This window comes from Agromyces fucosus (assembly GCF_004134865.1).
Classification (GTDB): Bacteria; Actinomycetota; Actinomycetes; order Actinomycetales; family Microbacteriaceae; genus Agromyces; species Agromyces fucosus.
Genome location: NZ_SDPO01000003.1, coordinates 291,709 through 314,064 on the forward strand (window position 1 = coordinate 291,709; position 22,356 = coordinate 314,064).

The 22,356-nt window shown below is 71.4% G+C and carries 20 protein-coding genes; 10 read left to right on the forward strand and 10 right to left on the reverse strand.

Annotated features, from left to right (window positions below; genetic code table 11):
* The first annotated feature begins 110 nt into the window (after nucleotides 1-110).
* Together ESP57_RS12905 and ESP57_RS12910 are read left to right on the forward strand one after the other, a co-directional pair.
* Entirely contained in the window at nucleotides 111-935 is an 825-nt protein-coding gene (locus ESP57_RS12905) for an IclR family transcriptional regulator (RefSeq protein ID WP_129231868.1), read from the forward strand.
* A gap of 95 nt (nucleotides 936-1,030) precedes the next feature.
* Nucleotides 1,031-1,684, forward strand: a complete 654-nt coding sequence (locus ESP57_RS12910) for a DedA family protein (RefSeq protein ID WP_341539089.1) — start codon at nucleotides 1,031-1,033, stop codon at nucleotides 1,682-1,684.
* 35 nt (nucleotides 1,685-1,719) lie between these two features.
* Here ESP57_RS12910 and ESP57_RS12915 read toward each other — a convergent pair whose 3' ends face one another.
* The 3 genes from ESP57_RS12915 to ESP57_RS12925 all read right to left on the reverse strand — a co-directional run bounded on the left by ESP57_RS12915 (nucleotide 1,720) and on the right by ESP57_RS12925 (nucleotide 4,461).
* The gene (locus ESP57_RS12915; protein ID WP_056011855.1) at nucleotides 1,720-2,319 is read right to left on the reverse strand and encodes an antibiotic biosynthesis monooxygenase; all 600 of its coding nucleotides are present in this window, start codon (nucleotides 2,317-2,319) and stop codon (nucleotides 1,720-1,722) included.
* Nucleotides 2,320-2,482: 163 nt separating this feature from the next.
* On the reverse strand, nucleotides 2,483-2,995 hold the full coding sequence (locus ESP57_RS12920; protein WP_341539090.1) for an ASCH domain-containing protein: 513 nt from the start codon (nucleotides 2,993-2,995) through the stop codon (nucleotides 2,483-2,485).
* Between the two features lie 50 nt (nucleotides 2,996-3,045).
* Complete coding sequence (locus tag ESP57_RS12925; RefSeq protein WP_243648523.1) at nucleotides 3,046-4,461, reverse strand: MinD/ParA family ATP-binding protein; 1,416 nt, start codon at nucleotides 4,459-4,461, stop codon at nucleotides 3,046-3,048.
* Nucleotides 4,462-4,693: 232 nt separating this feature from the next.
* Between ESP57_RS12925 and ESP57_RS12930 the strand changes: the two genes are divergently transcribed.
* Nucleotides 4,694-5,101, forward strand: a complete 408-nt coding sequence (locus tag ESP57_RS12930; protein WP_056011852.1) for a DUF4383 domain-containing protein — start codon at nucleotides 4,694-4,696, stop codon at nucleotides 5,099-5,101.
* Between the two features lie 9 nt (nucleotides 5,102-5,110).
* Entirely contained in the window at nucleotides 5,111-5,680 is a 570-nt protein-coding gene (locus ESP57_RS12935; RefSeq protein ID WP_129231869.1) for a hypothetical protein, read from the forward strand.
* A gap of 62 nt (nucleotides 5,681-5,742) precedes the next feature.
* Here the strand turns inward: ESP57_RS12935 and ESP57_RS12940 are convergent, their stop codons facing one another.
* Nucleotides 5,743-6,294 (reverse strand): helix-turn-helix domain-containing protein, encoded by a 552-nt coding sequence (locus tag ESP57_RS12940; RefSeq protein ID WP_129231870.1) that lies wholly within the window; start codon nucleotides 6,292-6,294, stop codon nucleotides 5,743-5,745.
* Between the two features lie 80 nt (nucleotides 6,295-6,374).
* Between ESP57_RS12940 and ESP57_RS12945 the strand changes: the two genes are divergently transcribed.
* Entirely contained in the window at nucleotides 6,375-7,145 is a 771-nt protein-coding gene (locus tag ESP57_RS12945; RefSeq protein WP_129231871.1) for an ABC transporter ATP-binding protein, read from the forward strand.
* Nucleotides 7,142-7,939, forward strand: coding sequence for an ABC transporter permease (locus ESP57_RS12950; RefSeq protein ID WP_129231872.1), 798 nt, complete (start codon nucleotides 7,142-7,144; stop codon nucleotides 7,937-7,939). Before ESP57_RS12945 ends, ESP57_RS12950 begins: the two co-directional genes overlap by 4 nt.
* Here ESP57_RS12950 and ESP57_RS12955 read toward each other — a convergent pair.
* The 6 genes from ESP57_RS12955 to ESP57_RS12980 all read right to left on the reverse strand — a co-directional run bounded on the left by ESP57_RS12955 (nucleotide 7,879) and on the right by ESP57_RS12980 (nucleotide 14,244).
* Nucleotides 7,879-9,288, reverse strand: coding sequence for an acyltransferase family protein (locus tag ESP57_RS12955; protein ID WP_165877467.1), 1,410 nt, complete (start codon nucleotides 9,286-9,288; stop codon nucleotides 7,879-7,881). The two genes, ESP57_RS12950 and ESP57_RS12955, sit on opposite strands and share 61 nt — an antisense overlap.
* 107 nt (nucleotides 9,289-9,395) lie before the next feature.
* Nucleotides 9,396-10,067 (reverse strand): response regulator, encoded by a 672-nt coding sequence (locus tag ESP57_RS12960; protein WP_056011831.1) that lies wholly within the window; start codon nucleotides 10,065-10,067, stop codon nucleotides 9,396-9,398.
* Nucleotides 10,064-11,383: a sensor histidine kinase gene (locus tag ESP57_RS12965; protein ID WP_115960534.1), complete on the reverse strand. Its 1,320-nt coding sequence runs from the start codon at nucleotides 11,381-11,383 to the stop codon at nucleotides 10,064-10,066. The genes ESP57_RS12960 and ESP57_RS12965 overlap by 4 nt, the downstream gene beginning before the upstream one ends.
* 82 nt (nucleotides 11,384-11,465) lie before the next feature.
* Entirely contained in the window at nucleotides 11,466-12,569 is a 1,104-nt protein-coding gene (locus ESP57_RS12970) for a YihY/virulence factor BrkB family protein (protein WP_129231874.1), read from the reverse strand.
* Between the two features lie 111 nt (nucleotides 12,570-12,680).
* Nucleotides 12,681-13,697 carry an alpha/beta hydrolase gene (locus ESP57_RS12975; protein WP_165877468.1) on the reverse strand — a complete coding sequence of 339 codons (1,017 nt, stop codon included), beginning with the start codon at nucleotides 13,695-13,697 and terminating at the stop codon, nucleotides 12,681-12,683.
* 31 nt (nucleotides 13,698-13,728) lie between these two features.
* On the reverse strand, nucleotides 13,729-14,244 hold the full coding sequence (locus tag ESP57_RS12980; RefSeq protein ID WP_129231876.1) for a GNAT family N-acetyltransferase: 516 nt from the start codon (nucleotides 14,242-14,244) through the stop codon (nucleotides 13,729-13,731).
* A gap of 163 nt (nucleotides 14,245-14,407) precedes the next feature.
* Between ESP57_RS12980 and ESP57_RS18855 the strand changes: the two genes are divergently transcribed.
* The 4 genes from ESP57_RS18855 to ESP57_RS13000 all read left to right on the forward strand — a co-directional run bounded on the left by ESP57_RS18855 (nucleotide 14,408) and on the right by ESP57_RS13000 (nucleotide 22,315).
* Nucleotides 14,408-15,115 carry a hypothetical protein gene (locus ESP57_RS18855; RefSeq protein WP_129231877.1) on the forward strand — a complete coding sequence of 236 codons (708 nt, stop codon included), beginning with the start codon at nucleotides 14,408-14,410 and terminating at the stop codon, nucleotides 15,113-15,115.
* Between the two features lie 246 nt (nucleotides 15,116-15,361).
* The gene (locus tag ESP57_RS12990) at nucleotides 15,362-17,776 is read left to right on the forward strand and encodes a DEAD/DEAH box helicase (protein ID WP_129231878.1); all 2,415 of its coding nucleotides are present in this window, start codon (nucleotides 15,362-15,364) and stop codon (nucleotides 17,774-17,776) included.
* 131 nt (nucleotides 17,777-17,907) lie between these two features.
* Entirely contained in the window at nucleotides 17,908-18,786 is an 879-nt protein-coding gene (locus tag ESP57_RS12995; protein WP_129231879.1) for a DUF3592 domain-containing protein, read from the forward strand.
* A gap of 316 nt (nucleotides 18,787-19,102) precedes the next feature.
* Nucleotides 19,103-22,315, forward strand: a complete 3,213-nt coding sequence (locus tag ESP57_RS13000) for a DUF1349 domain-containing protein (RefSeq protein ID WP_165877469.1) — start codon at nucleotides 19,103-19,105, stop codon at nucleotides 22,313-22,315.
* The last annotated feature ends 41 nt before the right edge of the window (nucleotides 22,316-22,356 follow it).

Sequence of the window (22,356 nt, forward strand, 5' to 3'; positions counted from 1 at the left end):
GCCGTCCGGTATCCCAGACTCGCGCGGTACGCTCGCCTCACACTCCAAACCTCAGCTCACACTCCACACCTCACCCTCACCCGACCCGACTCGAATCGAGATGGCAGAAGATGTCGGAATCCATCGCCCGGAGCGACAACACGCGTCATCTCGATACGCTCGACCGCTCGAAGGTGCCCGCGGCCGACCAGACGCTCGCGATCCTCACCCACCTCGCGGCGCAGCGCGGGCCCGTGCCGGCAGCGACGATCGCCGCAGCGCTCGGCATTCCGCGCTCGACGGTCTACCACCTGCTGGCCGTCATGCAGGAGCGCGGTTTCGTCGTGCACCTGCCCGAAGAACGCCGCTACGGGCTCGGGATCGCCGCCTTCGAGCTCTCGAGCGGCTTCTCCCGACAGCAGCCGCTCGCCCGCCTCGGCCGGCCGCTCGTCGCGGCGCTCGTCGACCGGCTCGGGGAGAGCGGGCACCTCGCGGTGCTCCACGGGCGCGACGTGCTCTACCTCGTCGAGGAGCGCGCCCCGAGACGCCCCTCGCTCGTGACCGACGTCGGGGTGCGGCTGCCCGCGCACCTCACCGCCACCGGCAGGGCGATGCTCGCCGTGCTGCCCCCCGCGCAACTCCGGGCCCTCTACCCAGACGCGGCTGCGTTCGCGGGACGCGCCGCGCTCGACGGCGCCGAGCACGTGTGGAGCTACGGGCGCCTGAAGCGCGTGCTCGCCGTCGTGCGCGAGCAGGGCTGGGCCGGTGAAGACGGCGAGGTCACGGGCGGTCTCGCCTCGGTCGGGTCGGTCGTGCTCGACCACGTCGGCTGGCCGGCTGCGGCGATCGCGGTGACGTACCCGGATGCCGCGCCCGAGACGGAGGTCGCCCGGTACGTGTCGGCGGTGCAGGAGGCGGCCACGACGCTCGCTCGCCGCATCGGCACCCCGCGCTGAGTCACGGCGCCCAGCTTCCGTCCAACCGGCGCCGGTAGCGTGAAGCCGCCGCCGAGCACCGATCATCGACCCCGACCGAGAGCCGAGACACGACCTTGCTGACGACTGCCGCCGACCACGGTTTCACCGGCCTCACCGGATTCGCCGCCGACGTGCTGAACTCCCTCGGGGACGTCGGCGTCGGGGTGCTCGTCTTCCTCGAGGTGCTGATCCCGCCGATCCCGAGCGAGGTCATCCTGCCGTTCGCGGGCTACCTCAGCCAGTCGGGCGACCTCCACCTCGGGATGCTCATCCTCTGGTCGACCCTCGCCTCCGTCGTCGGGGCGCTCGTGCTCTACGGGCTCGGCGCAGCGGTCGGCCTGGCACGCGCCATCCGCTGGATCGCGTGGACGCGTCTCGTGAGTCTCACCGACCTCGAACGGGGCGCGGAGTGGTTCCATCGGCACGGCCGCTGGTCGGTGCTCGTGGGGCGCATGATCCCCGGAGTCCGCAGCCTGATCTCGCTGCCTGCCGGGGCCGATCGCATGCCGCTCCTCTCCTTCTGCCTCTTCACCGCCCTCGGCTCGGGCCTCTGGAACACGCTGCTCATCGGCGTCGGCGCAGCGCTCGGCACCCAGCACGCACTGCTCGAGGAGTACCTGCAGTACCTCGATTGGGTCGTCTACGGCGCGATCGCGGTCGCCCTCGCGGTGCTCGTCATCCGCCGAATCCTCGAGCACCGGCGCGTGGTCGACGAAGCATCGGCGTAACGCCGCCGGCTTCGGCGCTCCTGCTCCGGCCCGTCTCAGCGAGCGTCGGGCGCGAGCCAGCGCCGGAGCAGCCGCGTCACGAAGGGCAGCGCCCAGAACGTCATGACGGGCGTCAGCAGCAGGGTCGTGACGAGCACCTTCCACACCACCGCGAGCTCGTTCCAGCCCGGCAGGTACGCCGTCACGAGCAGCGTGAAGACGAGGTTCACCGGGAAGAAGCCGAGCCAGATCGTCACCGCCTGCTTCCACCGGGGCGGCGCAGGCGGCAGTTCGTCGAGCGAAGCGGATGCCGCGGCATCCGCTGCCGGCACCGAACCTGTCGCCGGGTCGTCGAACCAGCCCTCGATGCCCGTGCGGCGCTTGCTGCGCTCGGAGCGCACGAAGCCCTCGCCCATCGAGAGCCACCAGGTGCGCTCGGCCGAGCCCTCCCAGGCCTCGAGCGTCGCCTCGTTCGCGAAGCGGTAGAGCATGTGCCACACCTGCGAGCCCTCGCCGGCGCGCACCCAGCCGGAGCCGAGGAAGCCCGGGTACTTGGCCGCGAGGTTCACGCCGGTCTGCACCCACGCGGTTGCCTCCGAGATGCGCTCGGGGTCGACCTCGCGCCGGATCGAGACGGTGATCGGTTCGCTGTTCATGGGCCACCCCGGGGCACTCGCGAGTCCCGCGGATCGTGTGCGCGGAACTCTGGATGATCGGCCGTTTCGCTGGTGGCGGGCTGGTCCAGGCCGAATGCGAGTGTAACCGGGCCATGTTTCGAGGGTGCTTCGAGCACGTCGCCGCCGGCGACCGCCCGGCTCGTCAGCCGGCGAGCGGCCGAGGCGCCTCCGGCCACGCGACCGTGAACCGCTCGAAGAGGATCTCGAGGTCGTCGGACCACTCGATTTCGAGGGCTGCGCAGACGCGGTCCCAGTAGCGACGGTGGCTCACGAGCCACGCGTCGAGCGAGCGGTCGTCCTCGGCCTCGTCGAAGGCGAAGGCCTCGTCGGCGTCCGCGATCGTGCCGAGTCGCAGCTCGGTGCTCCGCAGGATGACCCGGGGCGCACCGCTCGCGTCGCAGGCGATCCAGTGGCTGCCGACGCGGGGGAGCGGCACGCCGTCGGCGGCGAACTCCTTCACGAGCGTGGCCGTCGCCCGTTTCCGGCCGGAGACGACGAGGTCGAGCAGCGCATCCGAGAGTTCGGCGTGGTCGCCGAACCGCTCGACGGTGGGCACGTCGTCGAGCCCGACCTGGTCGGGATGTGCCCGCCAGTAGGCGTTCCACATCGTGGAGGCTGCTTCGCGGTCGACCGGCACCATTTCGTTCAACGGCACCTCGCGCTCCCTCGGGCTGCGCTCGTCGATGATCATCCCCGTGCCCCGGTTCAGAGCTGGTCGGCGACCACGGCGGCGGCGGTGAGCCACGCGTCGTGGGTCTCGGCCGAGAGTGCGTCGAAATCGATCGTGCCGCCGTCGACGAGCGCGGCGTCGTAGGGGATCGTCGTGACCGCGGCGGTGAGCGCGCCGAAGTGGTCGGTGAGGCGCTGCTCGAGCTCGCGGTCGGGCTTGTCCGATGGCGAGGTCAGGATGGTGACGGCCCGGTCGACCTTGTCGCCGAAGCCCTTCTCGGCGAGGCCGTCGAGGAGCCAGGCGGCGCTCGCCGCGGTGTCCTCGCGCACGGTCGAGACGATCACGAGCTGGTCGGCCGCGGCGACCGCTGCGACCCAGTTGGAGGCGCGCATGTTGTTGCCGGTGTCGACGATCAGCAGGCGGTAGTACCGCGAGAGCGTGCGGTGCAGCCGGTCGAACGCGGCGTCGTCGATGGTGGATGTCGCGGCGGCATCCTCGTCGGAGGCGAGCACGTCGAAGCGGGCGTCGACCTGCGTGCGCACGTAGTCGTCGAGCTGGCTGAGGCTCGCGACGCTCGGATTCTCGAACCGCTCGAGATCGTTCAGGAGGTCGACGGCGGTGCGGTGATGCGGGGTGTGCTGCGCGCGCCAGCCGAGGGTGCCGCGCGTCTCGTTGTTGTCCCACGCGAGGGTCGAGCCGCCGCGGAGCCGTCCGAAGGTCGCTGCGAGCAGCAGGGTGCTCGTGGTCTTGTGCGCGCCGCCCTTGGGGTTCAGCACCACGATCGTGCGGGGGCCGTCGAGCCGCTTCTGCACGCGGTTCGTCTGGTCGTGACGGGTCTGCTCGGTCGCGCTCGGCTTCGGCGAGATGAGGCCGCCGCTCATGCGGCGCACCCGGCCCTGCCAGCCGGTGGTCGCCTTCAGTGGGCGCTGCCGGGGCCGGCTCGAGAGCAGGTCCTCGACGGTCGGGCGGTGCGGCCTGGGTTCGGCGGGTGGTGTCGCCGGGACAGCCGGGGCGGCCGCGACCGGCGGAGGTGCCACCTCGGAGGCCGGGACGATCGGCGGGGCTGGCACCGCCTGAGCAGCGACCGGCTGTGCGACGGGCTGGGCGGGCACCGCCGGGGCGACCGGTGCGGCCGACACCGTCGGGATCGGCGCGGTCGAGGTCGGGCGCGGCTCGAAGCTGTCGGTCACGAGCCCGGTCGGCGCCTCGGTGACCCGGCCGTCGGGTTCGACGGTCAGGGTCCAGTGGGAGGAGTCGTCGATGAGCGCGGCGGTGGCCGGTACTCCGAGGCGCTGCGCTCGCTCCTGCACGAACGCCACGACGCGGTCGCGCAGCGCGTCGCCGTCGGCGGCCTGGATGCCGAGCACCGCCCCGTCAGCGTGCACGTCGGCCTCGGTGGCCGAGGTCAGGAAGACCGTGACGCCGTCATGCGTGTTGATCGAAGTGGACAACTGATTCCCCCAAAAAGCCGTGCGTCGGTCATGGGAGATCGGGCCGGGTGCACCGGCTGCAACCGCCCGGATGCAGCCTGCCGGACGCGAGCGCTCCGCGTCGCCGGCCGTTCCCCCGCGGATCAGTCTATGGTCCCGTCCATCGACGGAACCTGGACCAATCCGCTCCCCGAGCCGTTCCGAATCCCCTTCCAGCACGGCAGATGCCGCGCCACTGAGAAGGAGGAACCTCATGCGAAACTCCCCGAACCGCATCGTCGCGACCGTCTTCGGCGCGGTCTACGTGCTCGTCGGACTGCTCGGATTCGCCGTCACCGGCGGGGTCGGGTTCTTCGCGACCGAAGGAGGGCTGCTCCTCGGCGTCTTCGCGGTCAACCCGTTCCACAACGTGGCCCACCTGCTGATCGGAGCCGCGCTGCTCATCGGCGGCATCGTCTCGGCAACCGCGGCGAAGGCTGTCAACGCGACGGTCGGCGCCGCCTACCTGCTGCTCGGCATCGTGGGGTTCTTCCTCGCGGGCACGGCGGCGAACATCCTCGCGCTGAACACGGCCGACCATTTCCTGCACCTCGCGAGCGCGATCGTGCTGCTGGGGGTCGCGCTCGGGTTCGAGCGCTCCGGACGCGTGGCGACGGCGTAGGGGCCGGCCATGCACGCACTGGCGGCGGCGCTGCGCAGTTGGCCGATGCTCGCCGCCCTCGGCGCCGGGCTCGTGCTGCTCGCGCTCGCCGCCGGTGCAGGGGGAGCGATGCTGCCCGCCCTCGCCGCGGCCGGCGTCGCCGCGCTCGGCTGGGGCGGGCTGGCGCTTCGGGCGGGGCGCGTGATCGCCCCGTCGACGACGCTCGTCGTGACCGCCGTCGCCCTCGTGGGGATGGCGGCGGCGGTCTCGACGGGTGCCGCCGCGATGACGGATGTCGCGCCGGGCCCGCTCGCCGCGGCATCCGTGTTCATCGTGGTCGTGGCGCTCTCCGCTGGCCTCGAACTGCGTGCACGCTCCCGCCTCGCCCGTGCGGGAGCGCATCCCCGCGGCGACCGTGATGCCGCGGCATCCGACACTGCTCGTCTCCTCGGCCTGGTCGCCGGTGCCGCGCTCGTCGCGGCCCTCGCGACGCCGGCGCTCGCGGCGACCGAGGCCGGCGAGTCGGCCGTGCCGCACGGCACGCACGACGTCGGCACCGATGCGCCTCTGCCGGGCGCGCCCGCCGGCCACGATCACTGACCCCACGCGGGCGTGCCCGCGAGCCGGCCGAGCCGTCGCTCCACCGCGCAACGGTCGATCGGTCAGTCGCGCGGCGCGGCGCCGTCGGTCGGGATGAGCGCCGTCGCGAGCGTGACGGCACGGCGGCCGTCGACCTCACGCTCGGCGGTCAGGTAGGGCGCGAGCAGCTCGCCGAGCCCCGCCTGGATGACGGCGAGGTCGGCCGTCGTCACGTGCAGGGTCGTCTCGCCGAATCCGAGGAAGTCGCGGAACCGCGGATCCTCGGCCGCGCTGGCCCGGTCGAAGCTCTCGCCGAGGTGGGCGAGGAAGGTCAGGAACGCCTGCTGCAGCTCGCGCGACCCCATCTCGAGCAGTTCGTCGTGATCGACGTGCGCCATGCGCTCGCCGAGGGCGAAGGTGCGCTCGACCGCGCCGCGAACGCGTCGCTCCTCGACGACGGTGAGCACGTCGGCGTCGACGAGCGCGGCGATGTGCCGGTAGAGGGTCGCCTGAGCGACATCGGGCAGGGCGCTGCGCAGGCTCGCCGTGGTGACCTCCTGCGTGCCCACCTGCTGGATGATCCGTAGCCGGACGGGGTGCATGACGACGTCGGCGATGGGCGACGGGTTGCGCATCGGTCCTCCGGATGATTATTCTCACGGTGAGAACATTCTCATTGCTCTCGAACGAGTATGCCACCGAAGGGATCCGCTCCATGATCACCGCCCAGATCGAAGTCTCCGGACTCGCGAAGCGCATCGGCGACGTCGAGGCGGTGCGCGACGTCACGTTCGTCGCGGCGCCCGGCCGCGTCACCGGCTTCCTCGGCCCGAACGGCGCGGGCAAGTCGACGACGCTTCGCATCCTGCTCGGACTCGCGCGCTCCGATTCGGGCACCGCGCTCATCGGCGGCCGTCGGTACGCCGAGCTGCCTGACCCGACGGGCACCGTCGGGGCCGTGCTCGACCTCGCCGGCGCGCATCCGGCGATGACCGCCCGCGGCCACCTGCGCGCCTACTGCGCACTCGGCGGGCATGATGCCGGACGCGTCGAAGCGGTGGCCGAGCTCACCGGCATGTCGGAGTACCTCGACCGCCGTGTCGGCGGCTTCTCGACGGGCATGCGGCAGCGACTCTCCCTCGCGACGGCGCTGCTCGGCGACCCCGCGGCGCTCGTGCTCGACGAGCCGTCGAACGGACTCGACCCGGCGGGCATCGTCTGGCTGCGCACTTTCCTCCGGGAGTTCGCGGCGAAGGGCGGCACCGTGCTGATCTCGAGCCACGTGCTCACCGAACTGCAGCACGGCATCGACGACCTCGTGCTGATCGATCGCGGTCGCACGACCTGGTCGGGGCCGCTCGACGCGTTCACCGCGCGCGGCACGAGCCTCGAGGAGGCGTTCCTCGAACTCACCTCGGGAGTCGAGTCGTCGCCAGTCCCGACCGCCACCGCCACCCCCAACGCCACCGAAGGGATCCGCGCATGACCCGCCTGCTCCGCGGCGAGGTCGCCAAGCTCTTCGCCACCCGTCTTCCGCTCTGGTCGCTCGTGACCGCCGCGCTCTGCGGAGGCGGCCTGACCGGGCTCCTCTCGCTCATCGGCCCCGAGAACGCGACGCCGCCGCTTCCCGGACTGGGCGCCGCCGAGGGCGTCGGCATCGTCGTCGGGATGAGCGGGCTCCTGCTCTTCGTGCCCGCGCTCATCGGCACGATCGCCGTCACCGGCGAGTACCGGCACCGCACGATCGGCACGACGTTCCTCGCTGCGCCGCGCCGCGGGCGGGTGCTCGCCGCGAAGCTCATCGTGTTCGGGGGTCTCGGCGTCGGGTACGGCGTGGTGTCCTCCCTCTTCGCCGGCCTGGCCGTCGCGGCGGGGGCCGCGGTGCAGGGGGTCGAACTCGGGGTGCCGCTCGCCGACCTCGTCGCGCTGCTCGCGCGGATCGCCCTCGCGGCGGCCGTGTACATGGTGCTCGGCGTCGCGATCGGCGCGCTCGCCCGCCACCAACTGCTCGCGGTCGGCATCGTGCTCGGGTACTTCTACTTCCTCGAGCACGTGCTCATGATCATCCCCGGGGTCAACGTGATCCACCCGTTCCTCCCCGGCGGCGCGACCGCGGCTCTCACCGACTTCACCTTCCTGGGCGACGCGATCGCGGAGCAACTGCCCATGGCGGCCGCGTCGACGACGTCGCCGCTCGTCGGAGCCCTCGTGCTGCTCGGCTACGCGGTCGTGGCGGCCTGGCTCGCCATCGCGATCCCGTTGCGCCGCGACCTGCGCTGAACCCGCAGCGCCGTGGTCGCCCTCGCGAGCACCGGGCCGATGTTCTCGCTGCCGTGCAGTGCGATCGTCAGCAGCGCGAGCGCGATGCCGGCCTGCACCGGCCCGAACCCGCTGACGAGCACAACGGCGACGCCGGCCACGCCGCAGACGGCATCGAGGGCAGCCGCACGACGACTCGTCGCGGCGGGTCGGGGCGCTGCGTTCCGCGCTCGCTCGAACCGGGCGAACACGAGCGTGACGCACACGACGACGACCGCCGCCGCGCTCAGCCAGAGCGGACGCGTCGCCCACCAGTCGGCGCTCATCGGCGCGGGCAGCGGCAGCCCGAATGCGGCGTTCGCGACGAGCAGTGCCCCCGCGAGTCCCACGAGCACCGGCATGTGCCACAGGTAGACGGTCATCGCGCGCTCGCCGACGGCCGAGATCGGCCGCGAGGCATCCGCTCGGTCGACCCAGGCCCTGATGCGCGGGCGCGCCAGCTGGAAGAGGGCGAGCTGTGCGACGCCGAGCACGACGAGGCATACGGTCGGCGGGTTGAGGTTCTCGTACATGTCGGCCGAGTACGGCGTCGCGGCGGTGAGCGCGACGAGCAGCGCGAGCGCGCCGGCGGCGATCGACCACAGGGCCGCGGGGGAGAGACGGTCGAGCGCCCCGTCGGCGAGGTGGAATCCGAGCTGCTGCACGAGCAGCCACACGAGCAGGAGGTTCAGGAAGCCGATGCCGTCGAGCCCGGTCGAGAAGCGCAGCATGTCGACCGCGACGACGCCCGCGAGCAGCGCGACCGGTGTCAGCACCCGCGCGCGCTCGTGGGCGCGCACCATGAGCGGCACGAGCGCCGAGGTCGCGAGGTACACGCCGAGGAACCACAGCGGCTGCCCGATGCGGAAGCCCGCCGTCGCGACCATCTCGGGCGGCAGCCCGGCGAGCGAGAGTGCCACGAGGGCGGCGGCGACCACGGCGACGAGCACGACGGCCGGGCGCACGAGGCGCTCGACCCGCGCTCGCACGTAGTCCGCCCCGCTCGCCCCGCGGCTCCGCATCGAACGCCAGTGGTGGAAGCTCGAGAACCCGCCCGCGATGAAGAACAAGGGCATGATCTGCACGACCCAGCTCACGGCGGCGAACCACGGCCGGCCCTCGAGGGCGTTCTCGAGCACCGGGCCGTCTGGCCCGACGCTCACGCCGACCATCATCGCGTGCAGCGCGAACACCACGACGAGCAGCGCGACCCGGATCGCGTCGACGCTCGAGTCGCGGGTGACCGGCGTCGAACGACGAGCGGATGTCTCGGCGCGCGTCGCCGGATGGACGCGACCGGCCCCGGTCGAGGGTGCGAGTACGTCGGTCATTGCCGCCTCCATCCGGGCGGCTCCTCCGCCCTCGAAGGCAGGTTAGGAAGGCGGCGTCGCCGTGCTCATCACCCGCAGGAGCGGTTCCGACCGGTACCGGCGTACGGTCAGGATCCCGGTTGCACGAGACCGGTGTCGTACGCCAGTACGACGGCGTGCACGCGATCGCGGAGGCCGAGCTTCGAGAGGATCTTCGACACGTGGGTCTTCACCGTCTGCTCGGCGATGAAGAGGGCCGCGGCGATCTCGGTGTTCGAGAACCCCCGGCCGACGAGCGTCAGCACCTCGCGCTCGCGCTCGGTGAGCTCGGAGAGGCGGGTGGCGTCGATGCGCGGCGGCGGCGCCGACCGGGCGAAGTCCTCGATGAGGCGGCGCGTCACGCTCGGCGCGAGCAGCGCGTCGCCCCCGGCGACGATGCGCACCGCGGCGACGAGCTCCTCGGGCGTCGCGTCCTTCAGGAGGAATCCGCTCGCCCCGGCTCGCAGCGCCTCGTAGACGTAGTCGTCGATGTCGAACGTCGTCAGCATGAGCACGCGGGGCACGTAGTCGCTCGAGCGCGGCGGGGTCTGCAGGTCGCGGGTCGCCTCGAGGCCGTTGCGGCCGGGCATGCGCACGTCCATCACGACGACGTCAGGTCGCAGCTCGTGCGCCATCGCCACGGCTTGGTCGCCGTCGGCCGCCTGCCCGACGACCTCGATGCCGTCCTGGGCGGCCAGCACCGCCGCGAAACCGGCTCGCACCATCGCCTGGTCGTCGGCGATGAGCACCGAGATCGTCACACCGCGCCTCCGTCCGACCCAAGCGGAAGGGTCGCGAGAACACGGTAGCCGCCGTCCGGCCGTTCGCCGAACTCGGCGCGCCCGCCGAGCAGTGCCGCGCGCTCGCCGATGCCGACGAGGCCGTGGCCGCCGCCCTTCGCGTCGGTGGCCGGGTCAGCCGTCGCCGCCTCGTTCTCGATGCACACGACGAGGTCGTCGGCGAGCACCTCGACCGAGACGAACGTGGTCGCGCCGGGCGCGTGGCGGACGACGTTGCTGAGCGCCTCCTGCACGATGCGGTAGGCCGCGGTGGCGGCGAGTCCGCCGTCGTGCAGGGAGGCGTCGACCGTCAGCGTCACCGGCACGCCGGCGCGTTCGACGGATGCCGCGAGCTCGGGCAGTTGGGCGAGCCCGGGCTGCGGGGCGGTCTCCGCCGCGGTGTCGGCGCTGCGGAGCACTCCGAGCAGCTGTCGCATCTCGGTCATCGCCGAGCGGGCGGAGGCCGCGATCTCGGAGAACTCGGTCTTGGCGGCGTCGCTCAGCCCCTCGACCCGGTACGGCGCACTCGTCGCCTGCACGTGGATGATCGAGAGTCCGTGCGCGACGACGTCGTGCAGTTCGCGGGCGATGCGGTTGCGCTCCTCGACGAGCACGCGGCGCTGCTGCTCGGAGGCGGAATGCGCGCGTTCACGGAAGAGCTCGACGCCGATCACGCGGCGCTGGGCGAGCAGCACCGCGATCGCGCAGGCGAGTGCCGTGACGGCGGCGCCCGTGATCATGCTGGCCGCAGCCCCGGTGTCGACGAAGGCGAACGGCAGCGTCACGACGACCCCCATCGCCCACGCGATGAGGCCAAGGCGCCACTCCCACATGAGGCCGAGCACGATGAGCAGCACGCCCTGGCTCACGATCGAGGTGACCGGCCACGGCCACGGCCACCCCTCGGAGTTCATGGTGAGCAGTGCGAAGGCGAGCAGGCCCGCAGCGGAGACGCTCGCGGCGACCCACGGCCACCGCACCGCGAGCGGCAGCGCGATCGCGAGCGCGAGGCACGTGCCGAACGCGGCGAGCAGGTTGATGTCGTAGATGGTGGCCGCGAGCGGCACCGAGATGGCGAAGAGGATGATGGCGAGGAGCGAGGTCGACACGAGCATCCAGGCCCTGAACTGCCGTTCGTCGGCCGTGATGCGCGCGAGGCGCGCGGGCGCGGCGGGGATCGACGGCACGGGCGGAAGCGGCGCCGCAGGCGGGCGCGGCGGGGGCGGGGCCTGCTGCGCGGGACGGGCCTGCGCCGCGGCATCCGCCGGGCTCTGCTCAGGGTGATGGGTCTGCGCCATGATGCCAGTAGCCAATCACGCCGTGTGCTGCGCTGCATCCCTCCCGAGGACGATTCGGGGGCGTACGCGGGTACTGTGCCGCTCAGCCGTGCGGGCGGAGCCCGGCGGGCGGGGTCACGCCGTCGACCGGGGTGTCGGGGCGCATGCCGGCGGAGGCGTGCACATCGCGCAGGCGCTGGGTGCGGTTCACCGTGATCACGCGGTCGTCGCGCAGCGGAAGACGCACCTGCTCCTCGGCGGGAATGCCGGCGCGCAGCTGGCGAGCCCGTTCGACCTCGGTGTCGAGCACGGCGCCGAAGAGCATCGCGAGGTTCGACAACCACACCCACAGCATGAAGGCGACGACCCCGCCGAGCACGCCGTACACGCGCTCGTAGTTGCCGACGCCGAAGACGTAGAGGGCGAACAGCGCGGTCGTCGCGATCCAGGCGAGCAGCGCGGCCACCGCGCCGATGCTGAACCAGCGCAAGTGCCGACGCCGCACGTTCGGTGCGGCCCAGTAGAGCACCGCCAGGACGAGCACGCCGATGGCCGCGAGCACGGGCACCTTGGCGAGGTCCCACCAGAAGACGACGCCCTCGTCGAGGCCGAGCACGCGGGCTGCGGCCTCGGCCACGGGCCCGGTCATGACGAGCCCGGCGGCGGCGATGGCCCCGAGCACGACGAGCACCGCGGACACGGCGAGCATCGCGGGACGCATCTCCCAGAAGGGGCGCCCCTCCTCGACCCGGTAGATGCGGTTCATGCCGCGGCCGAAGGTGCCGACGAAGCCCGAGGCGGCCCAGAGGGTGGCGACCAGGCCGCTCCCGAAGGCGAGCCCCGCGTGGGACGCGTTCAGCAGCTGGTCGAGCGGCTCGCGCAGGACCTCGACGACGGATGCCCCGCCGAGCTCCTCCAGCACCCGCAGCGCATCGGCCACGACCGCCTCGGCGCTGCCGAAGATGCCGAGCAGCGCGAGCACGGCGAGCAGCGCGGGGAAGATGGTGAGCAGCACGTAGAACGTCAGCGCCGCCGCGATGTCGTGCACCTGGTTGATGCGGTACTCGTGCACCGTGCGGGTGCCGATGATGCGCCAGTCGGCGCGCGAAAGTTGCGCCGGCGAGTCGTCATCGGCCGAGCCGGACGGGTCGTGGACGGCTGGATCGTGGACGGCTGGATCGTGGTCGGATGGACCGTGTTCGGGCATGATGCCTCCCGTGCAGACGCCCCGAGCCTACGGGTGCCGGCGACGTCGGCACAGGGGGTTGCCGAACTCAGGCCGATCACCTCATACGCGGGACGCGCGCCGGCCGGGCGGTCAGCCCAGGTGCGCGTGGAGGAACGCGGCGACGCGCGCGCGCATCGCCGCATCGAGGATGCCGATCGAATGATCGGAGCCCGGCACGACGGCGAGCTCGGCCGAGACGCCTGCCGCGGTGAGGGCGGTGGCGAGCCGCTCCGACTGCCCGAGCGGCACGACCTCCGCCTCGGCGTGCCCGATGAAGAAGGGCGGGTCGCTCGGGTCGGCGAAGCTCGCGGCCGAGGCATCCGCCGCCTGAGGGCACTCTTCGTCGCTCGCGCCCGGCTCGCAGTCGAGGTACTCGCCCACGATGCGCTGCAGCCAGTCGGATGCCCCGTCGGACACGAGGTCCGCAGCCCCGAGCCCGACGGGGCCCGAGAGCTCGGCGACCGCCGCGACCCGGGATCCCTCGTCGAGCGGCCCTTCGCCGGTGGTGCCGAGCAGTGCGGCCAGGCTGCCGCCCGCCGAACCGCCGAAGGCGCCGATGCGAGCGGGGTCGATGCCGAAGCGCTCGGACTGCTCGGGGTCGCGGAGCCATTCCACCGCGAGCGCGACATCGTCGATAGCGGCGGGGAAGACGGCGTCGGGCACGAGCCGGTAATTGACGGATGCCGCGACGAACCCCTCGCTCGCGAGCCAGAGGCAGACGCCCCGCCAGTCGGCGTTGCCCTTGTCGCCGCGCGCCCAGCTGCCGCCGTGCACCGAGACCACCGCGGGCAGCGGCTCGTCGGTGAGCACCGCACCGGCGGGCGTGCACACGTCGAGGGTGAGCAGCGTGCCGTCTTCGCGCACCCCGTACTCGACGTCGGCCTCGACCGCGATGTCGGCCGGCGCCGTGAAGGTGCGGATGCCGATGAGCTCAGCGGTCGCGACCTCGCTCGCCGCGTCGGCGCCCCGGGGGTCGATCTCGCGGAGCGGCACATGGAAGCCCGAGAGCGCGCTCACGCTCGCGATGGCGGCTGCAGCGGCCGCGACGGCCCACACCACTCGCCGGGCGCGAGTGCCGGAGCCGCCTGTGCGTCGGGTCGAGTTCACACCGGGCTCCGGGTTCAGGGGTGGAGTGATGCTACCTCACGTTCTGTGCAGGTGGAAACGCTTGCTCCTCGGCGGCGAGGGGCTTCGCGAAGCACACCGAGTGCGCCTCGCCGACGTACTGGCCGAACTGCGGGATCTCGCGGTAGCCGTGGCGCGTGTAGAGCGCCTGTGCGGCGTCGTGCAGGTCACCGGTCTCGAGCACGATCTCGATGAGCCCGCGCGCCGAGGCATCCGCTTCGATGCGTTCCAGGAGTGCGGCCGCGACGCCGCGACCGCGCGCATCGGAGTCGACGAACATGCGCTTCAGCTCGCCGCGCGCGGCCGACGCATCGGCGACGAGTGCGGCGATGCCGACCGCGCGCCCGCCGTCGCGCGCGACGTAGAGGGAGACCTCGGGGCGTTCGAGGGTTGCGATGTCGAGCAGGAAGTTGCTCTCGGGCGGGTACAGGCTCTCGGCGAAGGCGGTGCTGCCGTCGAGGAGGCGTTCGACCTCGGGCTGGCGGGGCGGTTCGATGCTGACGGTCACTGGAGCGGGGTGCTGCGGCATCCGGCGAGCATACGTCGCGGGTGTTTCGTCGCGATTTCGGAGTCGGCGGGAGTTCCGCGTGCCGCGACGGATCGCGGAACGGCCTCGCTACGATGAGCGCGACGCGGCTCCGCACCGTGCCGTCACGGGTCGACCGGAGCGCGAGACGTGAGGGGTGCACGCCATGACCGACGACCGGAACCCGCAGAACGCGCCATCCGAACCGACGGGAGCATCGCCTCAGTCGTCGACCACCGCGGGTGCGCCCGCGAAGCCGGCGGGAGCGAGCCGCGCGATGCTGCTCTGGGTCGGTGTCGCGGTCGTGCTCCTCTCCTTCGTGGCGTCGTTCCTCGGGGCCACGCTGGCCCGGTCGTCGGATGCCGACGAGGCGGCCGCCACCCCGCCGCCGACCACGGCCGAGGTCGACGAGGCCGCCTACGAGGAGGCGCTCGCCGAGATCCTCCCCGCGGGATCCGCGGTGCGCGCCGGTTCTGGGGTTCCCGAGTCGGGCAAGGGCTACGAGGGCGACGTCTACATCGACATCGCCACGGCCGACGTCTACCTCTTCTCCGACGGCGAGTGGTCGCTCGTCGGCAACATCCGCACCTCGGCGGCCGAGCACCTCACGGGCGCGACCGGCGCCACCGGTGCGACGGGCGAGACCGGCGCGGCGGGCAAGCCCGGTGCCACCGGAGCGCCCGGCGCGAGCGGTGCTCCCGGCCAACCCGGAACGCAGGTCGTGCTGGGCGTCGGCGAACCGGCTCCCGAGACGTGCACGACCGACGGCGACGTGTTCATCGACACCGAGACCGTGACCTTCTACGAGTGCCAGGGCGGCGCGTGGGTGCTCTCGGGCGCCACCGATGAGGTGGCGCCGGCTCCCGAGGGCTGAGCCGCCGACGGCAGCGCGGATGTCCCGTGCGGGACTTTCCCAGACGATTCCGGTATCGTTGCCGAGTCGGTTCTGGACACCGCGCTGTGCGCGGATGGGTTTGTGAGTCCAAAGGGCCGGTTTCGAGGCACAGGCCTCGGATAGTCACCGTATGTGAACGGCCCCGGTCGACGATGCTCCGGGTTCTCAGTGTGCTGCGCCTGCAGTGGCGCTGCCATGTACATGAGTACAACCCAGGAAGTCACCATGCCCAAGAACAAGAAGCCCCAAGGCGGCAGGCCCGCCAAGAACTTCGATCCCTCGTACGCGAAGGGCGGCTCGAAGGGCGGCCCGGCACGCGCCGGATCGTCCAAGCCCGGCTCGCGCAGCGAAGGCCACCGCGGCTACCGCCCCGAGGCCGACGCGCCCCGAAAGGAGCGCTGGTCGCGCGACGAGCGCGTCTCCACCGGCCGCGCCCCGCACCGTTCCGAGCGTGACGGCCGCGACGAGCGGGCTCCTCGCTCGTTCGATCGCAACGACCGTCCCGCGCGTTCGTACGACCGTGACGACCGTGCACCCCGTACGAACGACCGCAACGATCGCGCGCCGCGTTCGTTCGATCGCAACGACCGCCCGGCCCGTTCCTTCGACCGGAACGACCGCAACGACCGTCCCGCGCGGTCGTACGACCGTGACGACCGTGCGCCCCGCACGAACGACCGCAACGACCGTGCGCCCAGGTCGTTCGACCGCAACGACCGCAACGACCGTCCGGCTCGTTCGTTCGACCGGAACGACCGTCCTGCGCGTTCGTACGACCGTGACGATCGTGCACCGCGCACGAACGACCGCAACGACCGTCCGGCTCGTTCGTTCGACCGGAACGACCGTCCGGCCCGCTCGTTCGACCGGAACGACCGCCCCGCGCGTTCGTTCGATCGCGACGACCGCGCCCCTCGCTCGAACGACCGGAACGACCGCCCGGCTCGTTCGTTCGATCGCGATGACCGTGCTCCCCGCTCGTTCGACCGCAACGACCGCAACGACCGTCCGACTCGCTCGTACGACCGGAACGACCGGAACGACCGTCCGGCCCGTTCGTTCGACCGGAACGATCGCAATGACCGTCCGGCTCGCTCGTTCGATCGCCCCGACCGTCCCACCCGGTCCTACGATCGCGACGACCGCGCTCCGCGCCGTGACTTCGACCGCCCCGGCTTCAAGGAGTCCTCGGGTCGCCGCGACTCGAGCTTCTACCCGGCCAAGGACCAGGGCAACCGTCACGCGAAGACCGACGACGTCGTGCTCGAGCGCCTCGAGGCCCAGGCCATCCAGGCGACCGACGCCGACGGCGTGAGCTTCGCCGACCTCGGCCTCGGCGGCAACGTCGTCGCCGCGCTCCGGCAGCTCGGCGCCGAGTCGCCGTTCCCGATCCAGGCTGCGACGATCCCGGTCGTGCTCGAGGGTCGCGACGTGCTCGGCCGCGGCAAGACCGGATCGGGCAAGACGATCGCCTTCGGCGCCCCGACCGTCGAGCGCCTCATGAAGCTCTGGGCCGAGTCCGGCAAGGCCGGCGGCAAGCGCCAGATGGGCCGCAAGCCCCGCGCCCTGATTCTCGCCCCGACCCGCGAGCTCGCCCTCCAGATCGACCGCACGGTGCAGCCCATCGCGCAGAGCGTCGGCCTCTTCACCACGCAGATCTACGGCGGCGTGCCCCAGCAGCGTCAGGTCGGTGCGCTCCAGCGCGGCGTCGACATCGTGATCGGCACCCCCGGCCGCATCGAGGACCTCATCGAGCAGCGCCGACTCGACCTCTCCGAGGTCGTCATCACGGTGCTCGACGAGGCCGACCACATGTGCGACCTCGGCTTCCTCGAGCCCGTGCAGCGCATCATCCGCCACACCGCGAACGGCGGCCAGAAGCTCCTCTTCTCGGCCACCCTCGACAAGGGCGTCGCCGCGCTCGTCGACGAGTTCCTCGTCGACCCGGCTGTGCACGAGGTCGCCGGTGAAGACCAGGCCTCCTCGACGATCGAGCACCGCGTGTTCGTCATCGGCAACCACGAGAAGCGCGACATCGTCGCAGAGCTCGCGAACCGCGAGGGCAAGACGCTCGTCTTCTCCCGCACCCGCGCGTTCGCCGAAGACCTCACGGGGCACCTCGAGGACTACGGCATCCGTGCCGTCGCCCTGCACGGCGACCTCAACCAGTCGCGTCGTACCCGCAACCTGCAGCAGCTCACGAGCGGCCGGGTCAACGTGCTCGTCGCGACGGATGTCGCGGCACGCGGCATCCACGTCGATGACATCGACCTCGTGATCCAGGCCGACGCGCCCGACGAGTACAAGACCTACCTGCACCGTTCCGGCCGCACCGGCCGTGCGGGCAAGACGGGCCAGGTCGTCACGCTCATCCCGCGCAACCGCCAGCGTCGCATGGTCGAGCTGCTCGACCGGGCGGAGATCGACGTCGACTTCGTCGACATGCGGCTCGGCGACGACTTCGCGGGCGAGCTCGAGCGCGGCACGGCCGCTGCCGTGGCCATCGAATCGCTCGACGCGGCTGCCGACGCAGTCGACGTCGTCGAGCTCGATGACGTCGTCGAGATCATCGAGGTCGAGGAGACCATCGAGATCGTCGAGACCGTATCGGTCGCAGCCGATGAGGAATTCGCCGGCTGACTCGCGGCGAACTGATCGACCGAAGGCCCGTGTCCGGTGGACGCGGGCCTTCGTCGTCCCCGGCTGCCATGGTCGAGCCCGCGGCGTGCCGGTATGCTGGCGCCCCAGCACGGGACCGACGGGGAGGGCGCATGACCATCGCGGATCCGGTCGTCGCGCGGCGCGAGCGCCGGCGACGGCTCGAAGGGCGGCCCGCCGTGCTCGCCCTGATCGTCGTGGCCGTCGTCGTGGCGATGGGCTGCGCGGTCGCGCTCGGCATCATGATCGGCGCGACCGTCGAAGACATCCGCCACTCGATCATCGACAGTGTCTTCGACGAACGCGAGTCGGAGCCGACGTTCTGGGGGCCCGCGACGACGGCCATCCTGTGGATCCTGGGCACGTTCGGCCTGCTCGGGTCGGCGGCGGCGGCATCCTGGTCGCTCGACGCCTACCGCGGCGGCGAGCGGACGCCGGTCGTGCTCGTGCCGGCGCTGTCGGCGATCGTCGTCGCCGTGGTCGCGATCGACGCCACGGGTTGGCTCGAACCGTTGCGCGTGGGCACCCGGGTCGACCCGGTGTTCCACCACGACGTGCCGTGGGATGCGGGCTCGTGGGTGGCGTACACCGCCGACCTCTGGCTCCCGGTGCTCCTCATCCTCGCCGTCGCCGGCGGCATCGTGGTCGTCGCCGTGCACAACCGGCGACTGCTCGAGCAGCGGAGGCTCCGCACTCGCCTCCTGCGTGAAGGCCGACGGGTGCCGGGCACGATCGTCGGGACGACCGCCCGCACCGCGACGAACGATGTCGGCCAGCGCTCGGTCATCGGCGCGACGGTCGACGTTCGATACACGGACCACGCCGGTGTCGGGCATCGGCTCAGTCGTTCGATACGTCGGCGCGACGTGCTCGCCGGAGGCTTCAGCGTCGAGGTGCTGTACGACCCGGCGCGACCGGGCGACGACGACGCGGTCTTCCTCGCGTTCGATCGGGATCCCGACCCGTCGGAGTGGGTCGGCGCCGTCGACTGATCGCGGCGTCCGGCGGACGGCTCGCGCGTGATGGGCCGCAGCTCGTCATCTGTCGGAGAAGATCGGATGTCTCGTGAGAGATTTCTTCAGCTCCATGAGAGCGGTTCCACTCGGCGGCCTCTTGCCAGGAGAACCGAGCAAGATCGTAGATGCCTGAGATTGCAGGCATGCGCACGGTCACATTGGTGCTTGCCGAACCCTCGTTTCCCCAGTAGCGTCAACACTCATGCAACCGACATCGTCGTCGTTCCCCTCTCGCCCACGGGCCGTTGTCCTGACCTTTGCGACAATCGCGGCCCTCGCTTCGTCAACGCTCGTGCTGCCGAGTGCCGCTCACGCAGCAGACGTTCCCGTCACCCCCGCGACCGTCGGCTACGGTTCCTCGAGCCCGGCTGCGGCCGACACGACGGTCATGGCCGTGCACGCCGCCGGGCGCACGATCATCGACGTGACGGACTTCGGCGCCGACCCGACGGGCGAGAGCGACTCGGCCGGCGCGATCGCCGACGCCGTGGAGCACGCGAAGGCGCTCGGCACGCCGGTCACGATCCGGTTCCCCTACGGCACCTACGACATCTATCCCGAGCAGACCGAGAAGCGCGAACTGTACGTCTCGAACACGACCGGCGCGGACGCCGGCCCCCGGGTGAAGAACATCGGCATCCTGATCGAGGACATGTCCGACGTCATCGTCGACGGCGAGGGCTCGAAGTTCAACTTCCACGGCCTGCAGACGCAGTTCGCGGCGATCCGTACCGAGGACGTCACCTTCACGGGATTCAGCACCGACTGGGTCGCCCCGAACACGGTCGACCTGACGGTGCTCGACACGGGCGTCGCGAACGGCGTGCCGTACCGCGACATCCAGGTGCCGCCCGGAACCCGCTACGAGATCGCGAACGGCAAGGCGGCCTTCCTCGGCGAAGCGAGTCCGGTGACGGGTCAGCCGTACTGGCGGTACGAACCCGGCTCGGCGACGCAGGGCCACAACCAGCGGCGTCACCTCGCGACCGGCCAGACGTACCGCACCTCGATTCCCGTGTGGACGAACTCGACCGGCGTCTCGGAACTCGGTGACAACCGGCTCCGCGTAACCTACTCCGGCAGCACCGACCCGGGCGGCCGCGGCGAGGTCTACGAGCTCCGACCGACCTACCGAGACACCCCCGGCGTCTTCGCGTTCGAGGCCGCGAACACCGACCTCGTCGATCTCGAGTTCGGGTACCTGCACGGGTTCGGCATGGTCGGGCAGATGTCGCACAACATCACGCTCGACGGCGTGCGGTTCAAGACCGAGGACGGCACGTGGCGGCAGACCTCGGGCTTCGCCGACTACCTGCAGATGTCGGGTGTGGGCGGCAAGGTGCAGATCCTCAACACCCTCTTCGACAACCCGCACGACGACCCGATCAACATCCACGGCACCTACATGCAGGTCAAGGGCGTCGACGTCGCGAACAAGAAGGTCACCCTGCAGTACATGCACCACCAGAGCGCGGGCTTCCCGCAGTTCTACCCGGGTGACTCGCTGCGCTTCGTCACCCGGGGCACGATGCTCCCCGTCGCGGGCGAGAACTTCACGGTGACCGGTGTCACCGGCCCGTCGGGATACGACCACGACACGAGCCTCACGCAGATGACGGTCACGCTCGATCGGGCGCCCCAGGGCATCCAGGTCGACACGCACGCCGCCGAGAGCCTGACCTACACGCCCGAGGTGCGCATCGCGGGCAACACGTTCGCGTCGGTTCCGACGCGCGGCATCCTCGTCACGACGCCCAAGCCGGTCGTCATCGAGCGCAACCTGTTCGACCAGGTCGGCATGGCGAGCATCTACATCTCGGGCGACGCGGCCAACTGGTACGAGTCGGGCGGTGTCGAAGACCTCGTGATTCGCGAGAACATCTTCGACCGGCCCACGACGAGCGCCCCGGTGATCTACTTCGACCCCACGAACGGAGCGACCGAGCCCGATCGCACGGTGCACCGCAACGTGCTGATCGACGACAACCGGTTCAACCTCCTGCCCGGGACCCAGCTGCTGAACGCGAAGTCGGTCTCCGACCTGACGTTCACGAACAACGCGGTCGGATGGTTCGGGCCCACGACCACCCCCGACCCGGCGAAGTCCTCGCGCACCGCGCTGTTCTCGATGAACGGCAGCCACCGCTTCGAGTTCAGCGACAACACCTACGCGCCCGGCTTCAACGTGCGGGTCTCGACCAACACCGCGGCATCCGAGGTCACCGGCAACGACCCGTTCGCCGTGAACGCCGACTCGATGACGCAGGTGCCCACGGTGCCGCTCGCCGCAGGGCTCAGCTGGATCCGCGAGGACGCCTCACGCTGGTCGGCGGTGGCACCCGACTCGATTCGGCTGCTCTCAGGCGGCGGCACCCTCTGGGCGACGCAGAACTCCTCCAACGGCATCCTGCTGCGCGACGCGAGCGGGGTCTCCCCGAACGAGGTCGTCGTGAAGATGGCCGGCGCGACGAAGTCGTTCTACGAAGAGGCCGGTCTGATCTACTACGTCGACGACGAGAACTACGTGGCCCTCCATCGCAAGCACAACAACGGGACCCCGTGGCTCGCGCTCGTGACCGAAGCCGGCGGGTCGCCCAATGAGAACACCCGCATCAACGCGCCCGCCGCGGCCGACATCTGGATCAAGATCGCGCGCAACGGCAATGCGTTCACGGGCAGCTACTCGACGAACGGCGTCGACTTCACGACCATCGGCACGATCACGAACGCGGCCGTCGGTGCCGCGACGCCGCGAGTCGGCGTCATGGCCGACGGACCGTTCGCCTCCGGCAGCACTCCCGCCGCCTTCGTCATGAGCGGGCTGAAGGTCGACGGAACCGCGGTGCCGTTCTTCGACTCCGTGCCGCCGCCCGTCGAGATGCGGCTCGCTGCCGCACTCGAGGACCCGGCATGGCAGGGCGTCGACTTCGGAGCACCCGTGGCGCCGCGATCCTGGCTGACGGTCGTGCCGGCGAGCCTCGACAGCGTCTCGACGACGCTGACACCCGTCGATGACGACACCGACGTGGTGCTCGCCGTCAACGGTCGCCCGGTCGAGTACGGCAGCGGCGCCATCGAGCTCCCGCTCGCGGCCGGTGCCAACCTGCTCGAGGCGCGCACGTTCGCCCCGAACGGCGACAGCCAGACCTATCGGTGGACCGTCGTCTCGCTCAAGCCCGGCGTCGTCGTCTCGACCCGGCCTCCGGTCGCGCCCGCTCTCGATGTCGCCGTGACGGCGGCGACGAAGTGCATCGGCGGCAAGGTCGTCGTGTCGGTGCGGGCCACGAACGCGGAGGCGGTGCCGGTCTCGATCGCGTTCGCGTCGGAGTTCGGTCAGAAGTCGTTCGCGGCGGTGGCTCCCGGCAAGAACGCCGTCCACACGTTCACGACGCGCCAGGCGGGCATCCCGGCCGGTGAGGTCGACGTGACTGCGCAGGCGACCATCGACGGTCAGCCGGTGACGGCGACGGTGGCCGCCGAGTATGCGGCGAACAGCTGCGGCTAGCGGTGCAACTGCGCCTGTGCGGCTGGCCGGTCGCCTTGGCG